The 14757-nt window shown below is 67.8% G+C and carries 17 protein-coding genes and 2 pseudogenes; 8 read left to right on the plus strand and 11 right to left on the minus strand.

Annotated features, from left to right (window positions below):
* Positions 1-110 precede the first annotated feature (110 nt).
* On the plus strand, positions 111-869 hold the full coding sequence (locus ABT061_RS31975) for an MBL fold metallo-hydrolase (RefSeq protein ID WP_350924990.1): 759 nt from the start codon (positions 111-113) through the stop codon (positions 867-869).
* 131 nt (positions 870-1000) lie between these two features.
* On the opposite strand, the gene ABT061_RS31980 is transcribed toward ABT061_RS31975, so the two are convergent.
* Positions 1001-1975 (minus strand): hypothetical protein, encoded by a 975-nt coding sequence (locus tag ABT061_RS31980; protein WP_350924992.1) that lies wholly within the window; start codon positions 1973-1975, stop codon positions 1001-1003.
* A gap of 440 nt (positions 1976-2415) precedes the next feature.
* Here ABT061_RS31980 and ABT061_RS31985 point away from each other — a divergent pair.
* Positions 2416-2463, plus strand: a pseudogene (locus ABT061_RS31985) (hypothetical protein); the annotation flags it as partial.
* Between the two features lie 465 nt (positions 2464-2928).
* On the opposite strand, the gene ABT061_RS31990 reads toward ABT061_RS31985, so the two are convergent.
* The 3 genes from ABT061_RS31990 to ABT061_RS32000 all read right to left on the minus strand — a co-directional run bounded on the left by ABT061_RS31990 (position 2929) and on the right by ABT061_RS32000 (position 5511).
* Positions 2929-3219: a Tn3 family transposase gene (locus tag ABT061_RS31990; RefSeq protein WP_350924994.1), complete on the minus strand. Its 291-nt coding sequence runs from the start codon at positions 3217-3219 to the stop codon at positions 2929-2931.
* A gap of 121 nt (positions 3220-3340) precedes the next feature.
* On the minus strand, positions 3341-4561 hold the full coding sequence (locus tag ABT061_RS31995) for an FAD-dependent monooxygenase (RefSeq protein WP_350924996.1): 1221 nt from the start codon (positions 4559-4561) through the stop codon (positions 3341-3343).
* Positions 4562-4584: 23 nt separating this feature from the next.
* Positions 4585-5511 (minus strand): quinone oxidoreductase family protein, encoded by a 927-nt coding sequence (locus tag ABT061_RS32000; protein WP_350924998.1) that lies wholly within the window; start codon positions 5509-5511, stop codon positions 4585-4587.
* Positions 5512-5656: 145 nt separating this feature from the next.
* Between ABT061_RS32000 and ABT061_RS32005 the strand changes: the two genes are divergently transcribed.
* Positions 5657-5803, plus strand: a complete 147-nt coding sequence (locus ABT061_RS32005) for a hypothetical protein (RefSeq protein WP_350925000.1) — start codon at positions 5657-5659, stop codon at positions 5801-5803.
* A gap of 283 nt (positions 5804-6086) precedes the next feature.
* Positions 6087-6500 carry a MarR family winged helix-turn-helix transcriptional regulator gene (locus ABT061_RS32010; protein WP_350925002.1) on the plus strand — a complete coding sequence of 138 codons (414 nt, stop codon included), beginning with the start codon at positions 6087-6089 and terminating at the stop codon, positions 6498-6500.
* Positions 6501-6621: 121 nt separating this feature from the next.
* Here ABT061_RS32010 and ABT061_RS32015 read toward each other — a convergent pair whose 3' ends face one another.
* From ABT061_RS32015 to ABT061_RS32025, 3 genes and pseudogenes are all read right to left on the minus strand, one after another.
* Positions 6622-7281, minus strand: coding sequence for a response regulator (locus ABT061_RS32015; RefSeq protein ID WP_350925004.1), 660 nt, complete (start codon positions 7279-7281; stop codon positions 6622-6624).
* Positions 7278-8288 (minus strand): annotated as a pseudogene (locus ABT061_RS32020) (sensor histidine kinase); the annotation flags it as partial. The gene ABT061_RS32015 and the pseudogene ABT061_RS32020, both read right to left, overlap by 4 nt.
* 10 nt (positions 8289-8298) lie before the next feature.
* On the minus strand, positions 8299-8436 hold the full coding sequence (locus ABT061_RS32025; RefSeq protein WP_350925183.1) for a hypothetical protein: 138 nt from the start codon (positions 8434-8436) through the stop codon (positions 8299-8301).
* Positions 8437-8626: 190 nt separating this feature from the next.
* Here ABT061_RS32025 and ABT061_RS32030 point away from each other — a divergent pair, with 190 nt between their 5' ends.
* Both ABT061_RS32030 and ABT061_RS32035 read left to right on the plus strand, forming a co-directional pair.
* Positions 8627-9040 carry a hypothetical protein gene (locus ABT061_RS32030; RefSeq protein ID WP_350925006.1) on the plus strand — a complete coding sequence of 138 codons (414 nt, stop codon included), beginning with the start codon at positions 8627-8629 and terminating at the stop codon, positions 9038-9040.
* A gap of 46 nt (positions 9041-9086) precedes the next feature.
* Positions 9087-9608, plus strand: coding sequence for a GNAT family N-acetyltransferase (locus tag ABT061_RS32035; protein ID WP_350925008.1), 522 nt, complete (start codon positions 9087-9089; stop codon positions 9606-9608).
* A gap of 232 nt (positions 9609-9840) precedes the next feature.
* Here the strand turns inward: ABT061_RS32035 and ABT061_RS32040 are convergent, their stop codons facing one another.
* From ABT061_RS32040 to ABT061_RS32055, 4 genes are all read right to left on the minus strand, one after another.
* A complete protein-coding gene (locus ABT061_RS32040; protein WP_350925010.1) occupies positions 9841-10407 on the minus strand; it encodes a transposase in 567 nt (188 codons plus the stop codon).
* A gap of 123 nt (positions 10408-10530) precedes the next feature.
* The gene (locus ABT061_RS32045; protein ID WP_350925012.1) at positions 10531-11109 is read right to left on the minus strand and encodes a TetR/AcrR family transcriptional regulator; all 579 of its coding nucleotides are present in this window, start codon (positions 11107-11109) and stop codon (positions 10531-10533) included.
* Complete coding sequence (locus ABT061_RS32050; RefSeq protein WP_350925015.1) at positions 11084-11845, minus strand: SDR family NAD(P)-dependent oxidoreductase; 762 nt, start codon at positions 11843-11845, stop codon at positions 11084-11086. The genes ABT061_RS32045 and ABT061_RS32050 overlap by 26 nt, the downstream gene beginning before the upstream one ends.
* Positions 11846-12469: 624 nt before the next feature.
* Positions 12470-13657, minus strand: a complete 1188-nt coding sequence (locus ABT061_RS32055; protein ID WP_350925017.1) for a phytanoyl-CoA dioxygenase family protein — start codon at positions 13655-13657, stop codon at positions 12470-12472.
* A gap of 37 nt (positions 13658-13694) precedes the next feature.
* On the opposite strand from ABT061_RS32055, the gene ABT061_RS32060 reads away from it, so the two are divergent.
* Positions 13695-13931 carry a hypothetical protein gene (locus ABT061_RS32060; RefSeq protein ID WP_350925019.1) on the plus strand — a complete coding sequence of 79 codons (237 nt, stop codon included), beginning with the start codon at positions 13695-13697 and terminating at the stop codon, positions 13929-13931.
* A gap of 246 nt (positions 13932-14177) precedes the next feature.
* A complete protein-coding gene (locus ABT061_RS32065; protein WP_350925021.1) occupies positions 14178-14654 on the plus strand; it encodes an Lrp/AsnC family transcriptional regulator in 477 nt (158 codons plus the stop codon).
* Positions 14655-14757 lie beyond the last annotated feature (103 nt).

The following is a 14757-nucleotide window of genomic DNA, read 5'->3' on the forward strand; positions in this document are numbered from 1 at the left end:
ATTTGATTCGGTGCAGAGGGTAATCACTCCAGGTGAATCGAGGTCATGTGCGGAATGCGGGGCTAGCATGATCCAGACGATGCCCGACCGCGCAGCGAACGGATCCGCCCATGACGACCACCATCACCGTGATCGGCGGCCCGACGGCCCTACTGGAACTCGGCGGGCTGCGCATCCTCACCGATCCGACCTTCGATCCGCCGGGAGATCACCCCGTCGGGCCGCTCACACTCACCAAGACCATCGGCCCGGCACTCTCCCCGGCCGACGTCGGCCGGGTGGACCTGGTACTGCTCAGCCACGACCAGCATCCCGACAACCTGGACAGGCTGGGCCGCCAGATGATGTCCGCCGCGCCGCTGACCCTGAGCACGCCCGAGGCCGCCGCGCGCATCGGGGTCACCCCGATGCACCCCTGGCAGCACCACGACGTCGGCCGGGTGCGCGTCACCGCCGTTCCCGCCCTGCACGGCCCGCCGGGATGCGAGCCCATCGTCGGCCAGGTCACCGGCTTCGTGCTCACCGGTGACGGGCTGCCCACCGTCTACATCAGCGGGGACAACGCCTCACTGGAGTACGTGGAGCTCATCGCCGGGCGGTTCCCGGTCGTCGACGTCGCGCTGCTGTTCGGCGGCGCCGTCCGCACGCCCATGATCGACGAGCGGCTCACCCTGAACGCCACCGAGATGGTGATCGCCGCGCGCCTGCTGAAAGCCCGGCACGTCGTGCCGCTCCATGTCGAGGGCTGGACCCACTTCACCGAGAGCCAGACGGACGTGCACGCCGCCTTCTCCGAAGCCGGCCTCGACGATCTGCTCGTTTCTCCCACTCCGGGACGACCGGTCTCCCTGGGGTCTGTCCACACATGATCACCCCAGGTGCGGCTGGATGATCGTTCGTGGTGCGACGAGGTGAACCGACAAGGCCTGGCAACGGATCGAGCCCCTGCTGCCCGCCACGGACGGCAGGAGGCGCCCCCGGCGCGACCATCGCGAGGTCGTCAACGGCATCCCGTGGCGGCTGCGCACCGTACCTGACCGGCGGCAACATCGTGGACTGCGCCGCCTTTCGCCTCGCGGGACGGACCTGGGGGGACTTCGGGGCTTGGCCGGGCGGCCCTATCTCCCACCTCCGTGTCGCAGAACGGATGCCGGGGATCGTGTCCGCAGCCGGGGCAGGCGGTGCCGTCGGCGATGTCGGCGGCCAGCTTTCTGAGCACGTCGTCGAAGCGGCGTAGATGCTCGTAGTCGCCGAAGGCGGGATCACCGACGAACTTGGCACAGTAGTCGGCGATGGCCGGCGGGGAGTGCCGGGTGAGGGCCTCGGAGATCCTTCTCAGCAGCCGGGAGCGTAGCCAGGCCGGAGCGCGGCGGTAGTGGTCGGGCAGCCTGCCGAGCAACTCGGCGGCCATTCGGGACAACTCTTCCGGGTTCGCCGCAGGCGTCGGTGCGGCGCCCGGCCCCCTACGGTCCGCAGGCTCGCCTACGGCGAGAAGAGGTGGGTTTTCGCTGATCTTCTCGGGGTTCTGGTCTTCTTGCTTTGCTGCTCTTCTTATACGGGTGGGTTTTCCTACGTTGGGTTTCCCGGCGTAGGCCGCGACCTGGGGTTTCACGGTGTCCGTGCTGGTCGGGGCCAACGGCGGGTTTTCCGGCGCAGGCTCGTGGACGGTGAGTCGCGGCGACCAGGGGTCGCAGATGATGTAGGTGACGGCGCCGAGCCTGCCGTCGCGGCCCCGTTCGCGTTCGCGCAGCAGGTAGCCGTACGCCTCCAGCTCCCCGATGGCGGACCGGGCCGCGTCCCGGCCGTCCGGGGCGGCGCAGACGATGGTCTTCTCCGAGACCCGGAAGCCGGTCGCGTGCGAGGTCAGCCAGGCCAGCAGGCCGCGCGCCTTCCACGACAGCCGCAGGTCACGGATCCAGAGGTTGGATATCCGGGTGAACCGGTCGGAGGGCGGCTTCGCCTGCCGGATGCTCATCGTCCGCCCTCCGAGATCGAGGAGACGATCGTCTGGCGGGAGAGAATGTTTGATACGGGCGCGGGCGCGCGGGTACAGTCGAGCACGGATCTTTCTCCTGGTCTAGCAGGGTGAATTGATCAAGGCCCTGGGACGGTGTTGGTAGCACCGGCTCGGGGCCGTCTTTCTTTTTCCGGGTGACCGGCTCGCTCACGCCCTTCCGGGCGCCGTGGCACGGTCTGTCGTTCCGGCCCGCCCGCTCACCCGGGCTCGCCGATCTCTCGGCAATCCCCAATGAGCTGGGCCGACGCGCCTTTTTAGCACACACCGCCCGGACGTTTCCGCTGCTCTTGGAACATCTCCGAGTGTTGTATCCGGCACCCGCCGCCCAGCGCTGGGGGAGGGGCATCAGTGACTCGGTGCTGTCCAAACACGCGAGTGCCCTGGAGGCGGCCGGCTATGTGAAGATCCGCAAGGGATACGTCGGCAAGCGCTCCAGGACGTGGTTCAGCCTCACCCGCGAAGGACGCGCGGCCTACACCGGCCGCGTCGCCGCACTCCAGTCCATCCCCGCCGCGCTGCGTGAACACGCCCTGACCACCCGGCTGGCGACGCCGGCTTCACCGCCTTCACCAACCTGGTGGCCGGTACCCCCGCGCTGCGCGACTATGCCCAGAACATGTGGCTGCGCCACACTGCCGCACTCGCTTAGGCCATCGCCGAGGAGAGCGGCCTCGCCGCGGGCGACCCCATCTGCGCTGCCCTGGCCCACTTTGCCCTCGAAGCCCCCCGCGCGGCCTACGCTCACGACAACCCCCGCAAGGCCATCACCCGGGCCTTCGACCTCCTGGAACACGGCTGGAGCGCGCTCACCCAGATCAAGGCGTGAGCAAGCGCCTTGCCGCGGAATGGCGCGCGTCCGGGCGGCCCTCCTCACACCGGGCCGCCCGCTGCAACGGGCGGCCGAGGCGGGATTACTCGTCGTCGGTGGCGTCCTTGTCGCGGAGTGGCCGCAGACCGCTGGGCAGGTTCGGGAGCTGGAAGGAATACCGGCCGAGCATGTTGATGCGGTGCCGCACGAACGGCGAGAGGCGGGCCACGCCCTCATCTCGGACGTCGAAGCTGTCGGAACGCAGCTGGTTCACCGCGGCGTCGATGTACCGCGTGTTGAACAGCGCGAGGGCGTTGAGGACCAGGTCCGGGGCGCCGAGCTGGTCCTCAACGCCGTCCTGATAGCACTGATAGAGCTGCCCGGCGCGCTGCAAACATGGACACATCAGTCATTCGACTGCCACCGGAGCCTTGTGATCGTCGGCGTCGCCAGCCCGCTCACCTTGCCCAAGCGAACATCGCGTTTGAAGCGCGTGCATGCGGACCGGGCTCTTGTCAGCCGGCGTGGGCGATGTCCAGTTCCCGTTCTCGGATGGACTTGGTGTTGCTTCGCAGGGAGCGCAAGGCATTGCCGATCACCGGGAGCCGGAGGCTGCGCGCCATGACCGGTCGGAGGGCGATCTGCCGCTGGTTGCCGGGGGTGACAAAATACTGCTGTTCGACGCCGTTGGCCTGGTAGTAGGTCATGTGCGGGCGGAGCTGTGCCTCCCAGGCGCGCAGAGCGCCGCGGATGTCACCGGGGTGACGGTGCAGCATGCTGCCGAGCAGGTCGGCTCCGGCGAGCCCGGCGGAGATCCCCATGGCGGAGTACAGGCTGGGGCACCACGCGGAGTCGCCGACCAGCACAACCCGGCCGTGCGACCAGGCGTCCATGCGGGGTTGCTCCACTGAGTCGAACAAGAACTCGTCGGCGGCGTCGAGCGCGTCAAGCGCCTCGCCGAGCAGCCGGCCCGTGGGCTGAGGTCCGTACGCGGCGCGGACCTGTTCGGCGGGCCGACCGGTGAACTCGGCGTCGACGTCGCCGGTGCGGTACGAGAAGAGCACGGTGGGCGGGTGGTCGGCGAACGGAAAGACCCACATGGCCCGGCTGGGTTCTAGGAGACTCGCCCCCTCGTGCGGGGAGAGCCCGCCGACAGGGCTTGGCAGCATCGTCGCCGCGATCATGTAGCCGAGCCGATGCAGATATCTGTCGTGCGGGCCGAAGACGAGACGCCGGACCGTGGACCGCAACCCGTCGGCGCCCACGACGAGGTCGAATCGCTCGGTCACGGATCCACCATCGTGTTCGAGCGTCACCTCGACGCCGGAGGCATCCTGCTCGATGCGGGTGGGGGTCGTCGCGTAGCGGATCTCCACGTCGTGCGGGAGCGCGGCGAAGGCGGCACGTTCCACGTCACCACGCAGCATCATGCGAGGCGAGACCGGCAGATCCCCGAACCCCAGGCCGGGTTTCCGGACGCCGGCGCGATCCACCGTGTAGGTGATGCCGTTGGGCGGCGATCGGTCGGGGATGGCGTCGAGAATGCCGAGTCGCCGCGCCGCGGCCTGGCCGGCGCCGAACAACACGACGAAGTAACCACCCGATCGACGGTCCGGCACTTTCTCCACGATCACCGGATCCCAGCCGATGCGCCGAAGGCCGATCGCCGTGGCGATGCCGCTGACGCCGAGACCCACGACCAGGGCCCGTCTCCTACTGCGGCTCAACGAAGTCATGGCTTCCTCCTCGGATGTGACGGCTAGGGGACGAAAACGATGCGGTCGTCGGTCTCGGCGGTCCACGCCTGCGCGACCTGGGCGAGGGGTACGGCGCGGGCCCGTACGTCGATCGCGCCCGCAGCCACCGCTGAGGCCAGCTCCGGCAACTCGGCGAGGAAGTCCCGGGCGGGGACCGAGCCGATGCCGCTGCCGACGATCTGCAGGCGGGCGGAGCGCAGTGCCGCGGAGGGGATCGGCGCGGTCTGGCCGGCGATGGATCCGATCTGGATCCAGGTCAGCGGGGCGGTGCGGTCGGCGCGGGCGGTGAGCATCGGAATCATGGCGCCGGCGGCGGATTCACCCCACACGTAGTCGATGACCACGTCGACGTCGGCTGCGTGGCGGATCTGGTCGAAGGTGATCGTCTCATCGGCGCCGAGCGCGGTCAGTGCCCTCAGGCGGGTGGTGTCGCGGCCGGCGGCGATGACCTGGGCGGCGCCGAACAGTTTGGCGATCTGGACCGCCATCCGTCCGGCGTTGCCGGTGGCGCCGAGGACGAGGACGCGCTGACCGGTGTGGAAGTCGACGCGGCGGCGCAGCGCGACCCAGGACGACATGGCCGGGTTCATCGCGGCGGCGATCTGCACGGGGTCGATGCCGTCGGGCAGGATCACGCTGCGGCGGGGGTCGATGAGGGTGCGGTCGGCGAACGTCCCCAGAGCTGTGTCGTCCAGGGCCACGTAGCGGACGTTGCCCTCCTTGTCGCGTACCACGCCGTCGACGCCGGGGACGAGCGGGTACATACCGTTGCTGGAGTAGTGCGAGCCGTTCGCCTTTGCCCTGGTCAGATGGTGCAGGCCGGCCGCGAGGACCTCAACGACCATCTCGTCGCCGTGGCGTTCCGTGGGGTCGGGGTGGTCGTGATAGACCGGCGGGGCATCGGTTGCCGGGATGACGGCAGCGTGCATGGTGGCCTCCTGAAGATGGTTTGTATTACCAACCACCCTCATAATGGGTGGTAATACAAACCATGTCAACGGATGTGGCGTGATTGATGCAACATCACGTTGCGTACTGTCACCATCGCGCTCGGGGGTGTATGGGCCGTGCGCGATGATCAGGGCTGCGGCCGGCGGGCCGGGAGGGCTCGGCGCGGCCGAGCGCGACCACCTCGTCGTCGACGACCGGGTCGGGCGGATGAGGTTCCAGCAACCGCCGATCAAACGTGTAACGGCGGTGGCCGCCGCGTACTCCTGCTGAACAACGACGGCAACATCGCGATGGCGCGCCGGCTCCTCACCGTGATGATCGAGTCCGCCCTTGTCGCCTACAACGCCGACTGAGGCGCCGAGGGCGAGTCGGGCTGGGACTGCCGATCCCGCTGCCGATGATCTTCCTTGTCGCGCATGACGCCATCGACGTCAAGGATGGCCGGGGCCGGCGGGCAGCGCACCGGTGCTGGAGCAGGGGGAACCATTCGCCTCCGCTCGGGTCAGCTTCGGCATGGTTGGCATTGCCAACCATGCCGAACTAGCATGACGGCATGACCGCCGCCGACGATGTCGTGGACGCCCTCGTCCGGACCACCTTCGAGGTGGCAGGCGTGCTGACCCGCATCGGCGGCGAGCATGATCTGTCGCTCACCCAACTACGGGTGCTCGGCATCCTCCGCGACCGCCGCGCCCGCATTACCGAACTGGCCGCCTACCTCGGCCTGGACAAGTCCACGATGTCCGGCCTCATCGACCGCGCTCAGCGCCGGGGGCTGCTGACGCGCGGCAAGAACCCCGATGACGGCCGGGTCGTCGATGTGTACGTGACCCCAGCCGGGCTCGAACTGACCAAGCGAGTGGAGGACGAAGTCCGACGCGCCCTGGCACCCAGGACCAGCCGTCTGGACCCAGAACAGCTCGATCAGCTCGTCAAGCTGCTCGAACTCGTCTCGACCCGCCCGTAGCGAACACGCCGCAGAGAACTGTTCCAGCAAGTGACCCAGCAGCCCAGCGATTGGCGCACCTTGCGGACTACGAGGCCGAGCGCACTGAGCTGATCCTCCATCCCGTCCCGGGCGGTGTGTCTCAGGTCACCAGGCCCCTGCGGTAGGCGTAGACCACCGCCTGCACGCGGTCACGCAGGTCGAGCTTGGTGAGGATGCGCGACACGTACGTCTTAACGGTTTCCTGGCTGATCACCAGGGTCGCGGCGATCTCGCTGTTGGACCTGCCGTCTGCGATGAGGCGCAGCACCTCCAGCTCGCGCGGGGTCAGCGTGGTCTTGTCCGGCGTGGCCTGGGCGGGGCGGATCCGGGCCGCGTACCTGCCGACGAGCTGCCGCGTCACCTCGGGTGCCAGCAGCGCGGCGCCCGCCGCGATGGTGCGGATGCCGTGCAGGAGCTGCGCCGGTGGGGCGTCCTTGAGCAGGAACCCGCTCGCCCCCGCGCGCAGCGCCTCGTACACGTACTCGTCCAGGTTGAACGTCGTCACCACGAGCACCTTGATCGGACTCTCGACCCCGGCGCCGGCCAGCAGGCGGGTGGCCTCGATGCCGTCGAGCACCGGCATCCGCACGTCCATCACCACGATGTCGGGGCTTAGCCGGCGGGCCAGGTCGACCGCGGCGCGACCGTCGCCGCACTCGCTCACCACCTCCAGGTCCGGCTGCGCGTCGATGATCGTCGCGAAGCCGGTGCGGATCAGCGCCTGGTCGTCGCAGACCAGGACCCGGATCGGCACGGTCACGACGGGCTCCCCGCGGGGATGCGGGCCCGTACCACGAAGCCGCCATCCGCCTGCCGATCGGCGCTGAACTCGCCGCCCATGGCGTCCACCCGCTCGCGGAGCCCGGCCAGGCCCCGCCCGCTCCCGCCGGGAGAGGCGGTCCTGGAGCCGGGGCCGTCGGTGCTGACCTCCACGCTGATCTCCTTCTCGCCGTAGCGCACCCGGACCACGGTCGGGCTGCCGTAGGCGTATTTGAGGGCGTTCGTCAGGGCCTCCTGGACGACCCTATAGGTCACGAACTCGGCGCTGCCTGCCGATTCCGCCGGACTGCCCTTCTCGGTGAACTCCACCAGCTGCCCGGCCCGGCGGGTCTGCTCCACGAGGGTATGGAGCTCGCCGGCGGAGGGCATGCTGACGTCGGTGTCGTGATCGGCTTTGAGCAGGTCGAGCATGTGCCGCAGGTCGGTGATGGCCCGTCGGCCAGTGTCGGTGACGACGCTCAGCGTCGCGTCGAGGCGGTCGGGGGCGGTGGTCAGGTAGCGTGCGGCCTCGACCTGCACGACCATCGCCGTCACGTGGTGCGTCACGACGTCGTGGAGCTCGCGGGCGATCCGGGTACGTTCGGCGGCACGGGTGGCCTCGGTGACGTGGCGGCGGCGTTCGGCCTCGGCGGCGCGGGTGGAGCGCAACCAGGCCCCGATGCCCCACGCGAGGGTCAGGACCAGGTAGAACACCACGTAACCTTCCACCCTCTCGGTCGCGCCGAGCCGGCCGAGCGCGAGCGCCAGCGGCACGTACGCCATGGAAAGGAGGACCACGGTGACGCGCCGGCGGCGCTCCAGATGGGCGCCTGCGCTGATGAGCGCGATGAGCATCGCGTTGCTCGCGAACACGTGGTAGGCGCGGAGCTGGTCGAGGACGAAGCCGAGCGACACCAGAGCCAGACACACAGCCGGCCACCGCCGGCGCACGGCGAGCGGAAGGCACTCCAGGGCGATCACCACGAACGCCAGCGCGTCGAAGGGGCGTGCTGGGCGATCAGGCCTCTCCGGCCTTCTGCGCGAGTGCCGCCTCGCGTTCGAGTGAGATATCCCGTAGAAGCGCAGTGTCCTGGTAGAACGAACGCTTCTTGGTGATCTTGCCGTTCGCCACGTCGACCAGCTCAAGAACGGTCATCCTCCTCGGATCAGCAGGGCGCCGAATCCGAGGTCGTTGCTCACCGGCCCGGCCGCGTAGCGGATCCGGCCTTTCCAGCTCATCGCCGCGTCGTGCAGAGGGTGTCTGATATGGGCGCGGGTGCGCGGGTACAGTCAGCGCGGATCTTTCTTCTGGTCTAGCAGGGTGAATTGATCAAGGCCCTGAGACAGTGTTGGTCGCACCGGCTCGGGGCCGTTTCCGGGTCACGGCCCAGCGGTCCGGTGGCTGGTGGGCGCTGGAGAGCGAAGGGCCGGGATTGCGGCGTCCGACGCATACTCAAACGCGGCGGCTCGATCAGGCCGAGGAGACGGTACGCGATCTACTGGCCCTTCGCTTCGACATCGACGCCCCGGTCGTGACCGCCTGGCAGATCACGGTGGTTCCCGTCCTGGGGGAGGAACTCGCCGCGGAGGTCGCGCGGACCAGGGAGATCCGCCGGGAGGCGGACCGGTTGCGTGATGACGCGGTCAGTCGTTCCCGCGAGGCCGCGCGCCGTCTGCACGAGCAGGGGCTTCCCCATCGGGACATCGGCTTGCTACTCGGCGTCTCCCACCAGGCGGTCAGCAAGCTCCTCGCTGGTTAGTACTCCAGCCGTAGATCGTGATGGTCTGGATGAATATCGTCGCCGTATGCCTGAACTGATCACGCCCACCACGCACTTGCACTCCGCCTGGCTTGAGGCGCATCACGAGTGGGGCCCCGGCCTCCACGAGGACGGATTCGGGCTGGGGCCGTCCGACGAGGTCGACTCGCCGGACGGATTCGCGGCCTGGGTGGCGAGACTGGCTGAGGAGTCGGATCCGGCGAAGCCGGTGGAGACCGGCCGAATGAGTTGCATGTATCGGTGGATCGTCGAGGGCGACCGGGTGCACGGCGGGATCGCGCTGCGGCACGGGCTCAACGACTACGTGCTGCAGTTTGGCCACATCGGGTACGGTATCCGACCGTCTTCACGTCAGCGTGGGCTAGCCACCTGGGCGCTGGGCCGGATGCTCGACGAGGCGCGGGCACTCGGTCTGGACCGGGTGCTGATCGTCTGCGAAGTCGACAACCTCGCCTCGGTGAAGACGATCGAGCACAACGGCGGCGTCCTCGAAGGCGTACGGGACACCGAGTACGGTCCCGCACGGCGCTACTGGATCAAGATCTAGTTTGTGATCTTACTGGCGGAACCGGCACGGAGACAGATACAGCCACCGCTGATCATCGGTGTGTGAAGACAGAAGACCATGCGGTGGCCCGTAGATCGCGGTGTGGTGTCTGCCCGCCGGCAGGAGGCGTTCGAGGGCCTGATGGATCGGATCACCGGACGGTTCGGTCGGGTGGAACCCCGCCGTCGGGTACGTCAGTTGGTACTCGGGCTGCTGTCGGACCTTGGGAAGGTCAGGCGGGTGCCCGAGGGGGTGGGCAGGGCGAAGGCGACGGCCTTGCCAGGGGTGCCGGTGGTGTGGATCGTGGTGGGGTAGGCGTGGCAGTGGCCGTGTGAGAGCCGGTGGGCCAGCAGCAGGCCGCGGGTGCCGGCCCCGACCGTGTCCGCACCCTTGACCGACTGGGAATCCACGATCGCCGCCGACGGCTGCACCTCACGACCCACACCGGTCCGCAGCCGGGCACGCAGCCGCTCGACAAGCCGTTGCGGCAACCCGCGCTCGCTCCACCGCTGGAAGAACGCGTACACCGCCGTCCAGGGGGGAAGTCCACCGGCAACGCCCGCCACTCGATACCGTTGCGCACCACGTACCCGATCGCGTCGACCATCGCTCGCAGGTCATGCACCATCGGCCGGCCGGTCGCCCGACGCATCTCCTCCATCACCACCCGTGCCTGCGGCTCCAGGACCTTCCACTGGGCGTCGGTCATATCCGACGGATATCGAGGCATTCGGTCACGACACGCACAACCGGGACAGGAAGAACTGGCGCCAGACGCGCCGGCACGGTAGACAGGCATCCACGGGCTCTTGGTCGAAAGGGCTGACTAGTGTACTGATCCGCAGTCGTCGCGCCCGGCGGGATCGATGCGGCGGGCGTGCAGCACGAGGACGGCGCGGCGGCGCCACCTGCTCTTTCTTCGTCAGTTCGGGTACCACCTCGATCGGGGTGGGTTCTTTGTCCACGAGGTTGCCGCGAGCAGGACTTGCCGCTGCCGCTCGATCACGTGGAGGTGAAGGTCGCGGGCCTCGACGTCCTGGTCGGAGATCCGTCCCGGGCTGTGCCGAAGCCGGCCAGAGGGGGGCACTCCTGCATGACTGCGCCGCTGGCCTCGAGCCAGGCGACAACCGCGGGGACGAATCCCGTCTGCTTCCTCGCCGCTTCGTGGGTCCGCGCGAGCAACGGCTCGACAACCTCGACGAATGCCGACCGGACGAGATCCGCCATGGTGGAACAGGCTGCCTACGGTCACGCCGGCGCTCTCGGCGATCGCGCGCACCGTGGCTCCGCTGTAGCCTCGCTCGGCCACGTGCTGCATGGCGGCGCGCATGATGCGGTGCCGTGTGGCAGCTCCGTCGGAGCCTGCGGGGCGGCCGGGGGTATTCCGGGGTGTCTGCCCACCCACGCCGTCCGTCCCCTTCTTTGTCGGCTTGTCTGCCTGTCGCAGATGGCACGACAGGCAGGCTCCGCCGGCGTCAGGCGAACAGGAATCGCCCACCATCGATGCCGATCGCCTGGCCGTTGATGTAGCCCGCGCCTTCGCTGGCGAGGAAGACCAGCATAGGGGCGCAGTCCTCGTACGCCGTGCCGAACCGTCCCGTGGGGATCTGCTCCGCAAGCGCCTTCGCGGCCGCACGGCCCTGCTCGCTCAGGTCGTAGGCAGGGGTCCTGATAACCGGCAGGAAAGTGTTGGTGACGATGCCGTACTTTCCCCACTCTTGGGACGCGTTGCGGGTAAGCGCCATGATCGCGCCCTTGGCCATCTCGTACGGGGTGAAGCCGGGGATTCCTGCTATCGCGGCGTGCGAGGCGGTATTGATGATGCGCCCGTAGTGCCGTTCCTTCATGTGAGGCAGGCACTTCTGCATGAACAGCATCGTCTGGATCGGCCCGGTGACGAAGCTGGCGATCGTGTCTTCCGGTTTGGTTTCTTCCAGATACCGCATCTCGCCCATGGCGCCCTGTGCGATGTTGGCCAGGATGTCGATCTGCCCGAACGACTCGATCGCCACCCCTACCACCTGGTCGATCTCGTTCTCCTTGGCCACGTCGCAGGTCACCGCTACAGCCTTGCCGCCGCCAGTGGTGATTTCCTCGGCCAGTTCCCTCACCAGCTCGCCCTGGATGTCGGCCAGCACCACAGCGGCACCCTCGTCCGCGAACCGCTGCGCACAGCCTCGCCCGACACCGGACGCCGCACCGGTCACGATGGCCACCCGCTCGCTCAACTGTCCCATCTCGGCTCCCTTCCACGTATTCGATCAATCGCTTGGCCTTTTTACCGCCGACAATGTCAGCTCGGCAACACTCTCGAAACATCGTTGCTACAGTTCCTGCGTTCCGCGGCTTCGCGTCGATATGGTCCGCGAGTTTGGGGCTTGAGCCGGGCAAACGGCTGCTGGCCCGGTGACATGGCGTGTCACTGGGCCGTTGCGTTCTTACTGGTCAGGTGGCTCCGGTTTAGCGAGGTCGATCGGGGGTCACCATTCTTCGGCGAAGGTACGGCGTTGCCACGGGTGGGGGTAGTAGATCGCGAGGAGGTCCACAGGCTCTTGGCAGAACGGGCTGACCAGACACCACCCACTGCCAAGAGCCCACCCACGTCTTCCCGCCGACACGACCACCGAGACATGATCGATCCCTAAAAGATCGCCAACCGCAGGCACCCTTTGTCAACAGGCTTTTACGAGTGGATCGTAGGAGGGGACATCAAAGCCTGCTTCGACGAGATCTCGTACTCCGCTCTCATGGACCGGGTGCGGAGGCGAGTTGGAGACAAACGCGTCCTGGCCCTGGTCTTCTCGAAGCGGATGCGGGGACGGTCATCGGTTTCGCTCATGTTGATCCGGCAGAGTCGCGTCTCACGACAGGTAGGCGTTGTGGGGGTTGAACGTGGTGCCCGCCACCTGGACGCACTTGTGCGAGCTGATGTCGAGGTTGGAGCCGTCGTAGGTGTCGCCGGTGACGCGCTGCGGGTAGACCCACGTGTCGCCCAGCGTGTAGCGGCCGTTGAGCGCGAGCCGGGTGACCGCCGTGGGCAGCGACCCGCGCGAGCGGTGCATGCAGCGCTCGCTGAAGATGACATATTCGCCGGCCTTCATCGGGACCGTCTGCGTGTCGCCCGGCTTGACCTTGAAGGGCTCGGTGACGACCGCGAACAGGTTCTCGCAGAACGCATCGAGCATGCCGAAGAGCTCCTCCAGCGAGTACTTTTCGGGGTCCACCCCGGAGAAGACGTTCCGCGTGTCGATGTCGAGGATCACGCTGTTGTTGGCGGCGCGGTCGAGCAGCTCCTCCTTGGTCTTGATCCGGTTGCGCGGATCGACGTAGGCGCCTGACTCCGCCAGCCGTACCATCCGCTTGGGGTAGGAGTTGCGCTGGGAGCCCTTGACGAACTCCATGACGCCGTCATCCTCCGAGACATCCGTCAGCGCCAGCCACACCGTCCAGTCCCATTCGCCCGCGGGATTCATGGGGAACAGCGCTGGGCGATGCCCGCCGACCTCTTCGCCGTCGAAGTAGCCGTACTCCTGGTGCCAGTCGATCGGACCGCCGCCGGGGAACTTCTCGAACAGCTTGGAGCGCCACAGGATCAGCGAGTCCGCCTTGGTGACCTCCTGTACCGTCTGGGCCAGCTCCGGAGCCGTCAGGATCTCGCGGACGGTTTCATTGGCCAGGTGCCAGTCACGCACCGAATAGCGGCCGTAGAGCGGGTGCGTGGGCGCCTCGTGCAGAACATTGCCGAAGAACTCCCGCAGTTCCTCGAGGACCGCGGAGGAGGCGAAGCGAGGGAAGGGACCCACGAAGCCGTTTCTGATCAGGGACTCTTGGGGTGACATGTCCATCGGGGACGCCTTTCTGTCGCTACGAGGGGACGGTGAGGATCGAGAGCCCGCGGAGAACCGGCCGGCCTTGGCGGCGACGTCGCCGCTATAGAGGCGCAGCGCCTGCTCCAGGACGAATTCGGCCAGGTAGCGCCGCAGGTCGTCGGGAGGTTCCTCCGCGGCGTTGAGCATCCGGCGGTTGGCGGTGACGGCAGGGCCGCGCATGCGGCCGAGGCAGTGTTCGAGCGCCGCGTCCAGGTCCGTGGCCTCGTGGACCTCCTCGACGAACAGCCTGGCCGCGGGCTCGGCGGCCCGGACCGCGGGGCCGTCAAGGATGACCTGCCGGGCCAGACGCGGGCCGACGTGCCTGATCAGCCGGAGATCGGCGACGCCGGGGATGGGCTGCGGGGAGGCTCAGGTACGCGTCGGCGGCGGCCACTACGTGGTCGAATACCAGCAGGAGCTGGGCGCCGCCGCCGATGGCGTCGGCGTGGGCTAGTCGTACACTTCGTGCCCGTTCAGGGGCAGTTCGTGAACGCCTGCGGGTGTGATGGCCGCGCGGTACTCGTTCTTGACTTCCTTCGGGACAGTGATGCGCATTGCCCACCCCTTTATTGGGAAACAGCAATGATGGTGGCGAGTCTTTCGATAGGGCGCCATAACATCGCAAGAACTAGCGATATCCCAGCGGATACTCGCCCATCGTTCATTCATGAGTCCTTCTCGACCGTCGAGTCCGAATCCTGTGCGACCGTTCCGCGGCACTCCGGCAGCACTGGATGACGTAGATCGACGGCTGCTCCATGAGCTGGCCGAGGACGCGCGCATCCCGAACAACACGCTCGCCGGCCGAGTCGGGATTGCTCCATCGACGTGCTCACTGAGGTTGAGACGCCTGCGTGAGATCGGAGCAATCCGTGGCTTCTACGCCGACATCGCCCCTGAGGCCCTCGGCCTGCCGATCCAGGCCATGGTTGCCGTGCGCGTGCAACCAACTGCGCGCTCCCACATCGGTGAGATGACCGCCAAGCTGGCCGCACTGCCAGGAGTGCTGAACGTCTACTTCCTGGCGGGATCGGTGGACTTCCTGATCCAGGTGACGGCCGCGTCGCCCGAAGCGCTGCGCGAGTTCGTTACGCTACACCTCAGTGCCTCACGGGAGTATGCCATGACTGAGACCAGCCTGGTCTTCCAGCACATCCGCAGCGGGCTTCTCGGCTAGTTGTTCGGGCCTGAGGACGCCGTGTCTGCGTGCGTCGCGGGCAACCACGGGGTGCGAAGCCTGAGGTCGAGGCCCAAGGGCTCCTGTTCCATCCGGGAGTTAC

This window comes from Streptosporangium sp. NPDC002544, from assembly GCF_040295965.1.
In the GTDB taxonomy this organism is placed as follows: domain Bacteria; phylum Actinomycetota; class Actinomycetes; order Streptosporangiales; family Streptosporangiaceae; genus Streptosporangium.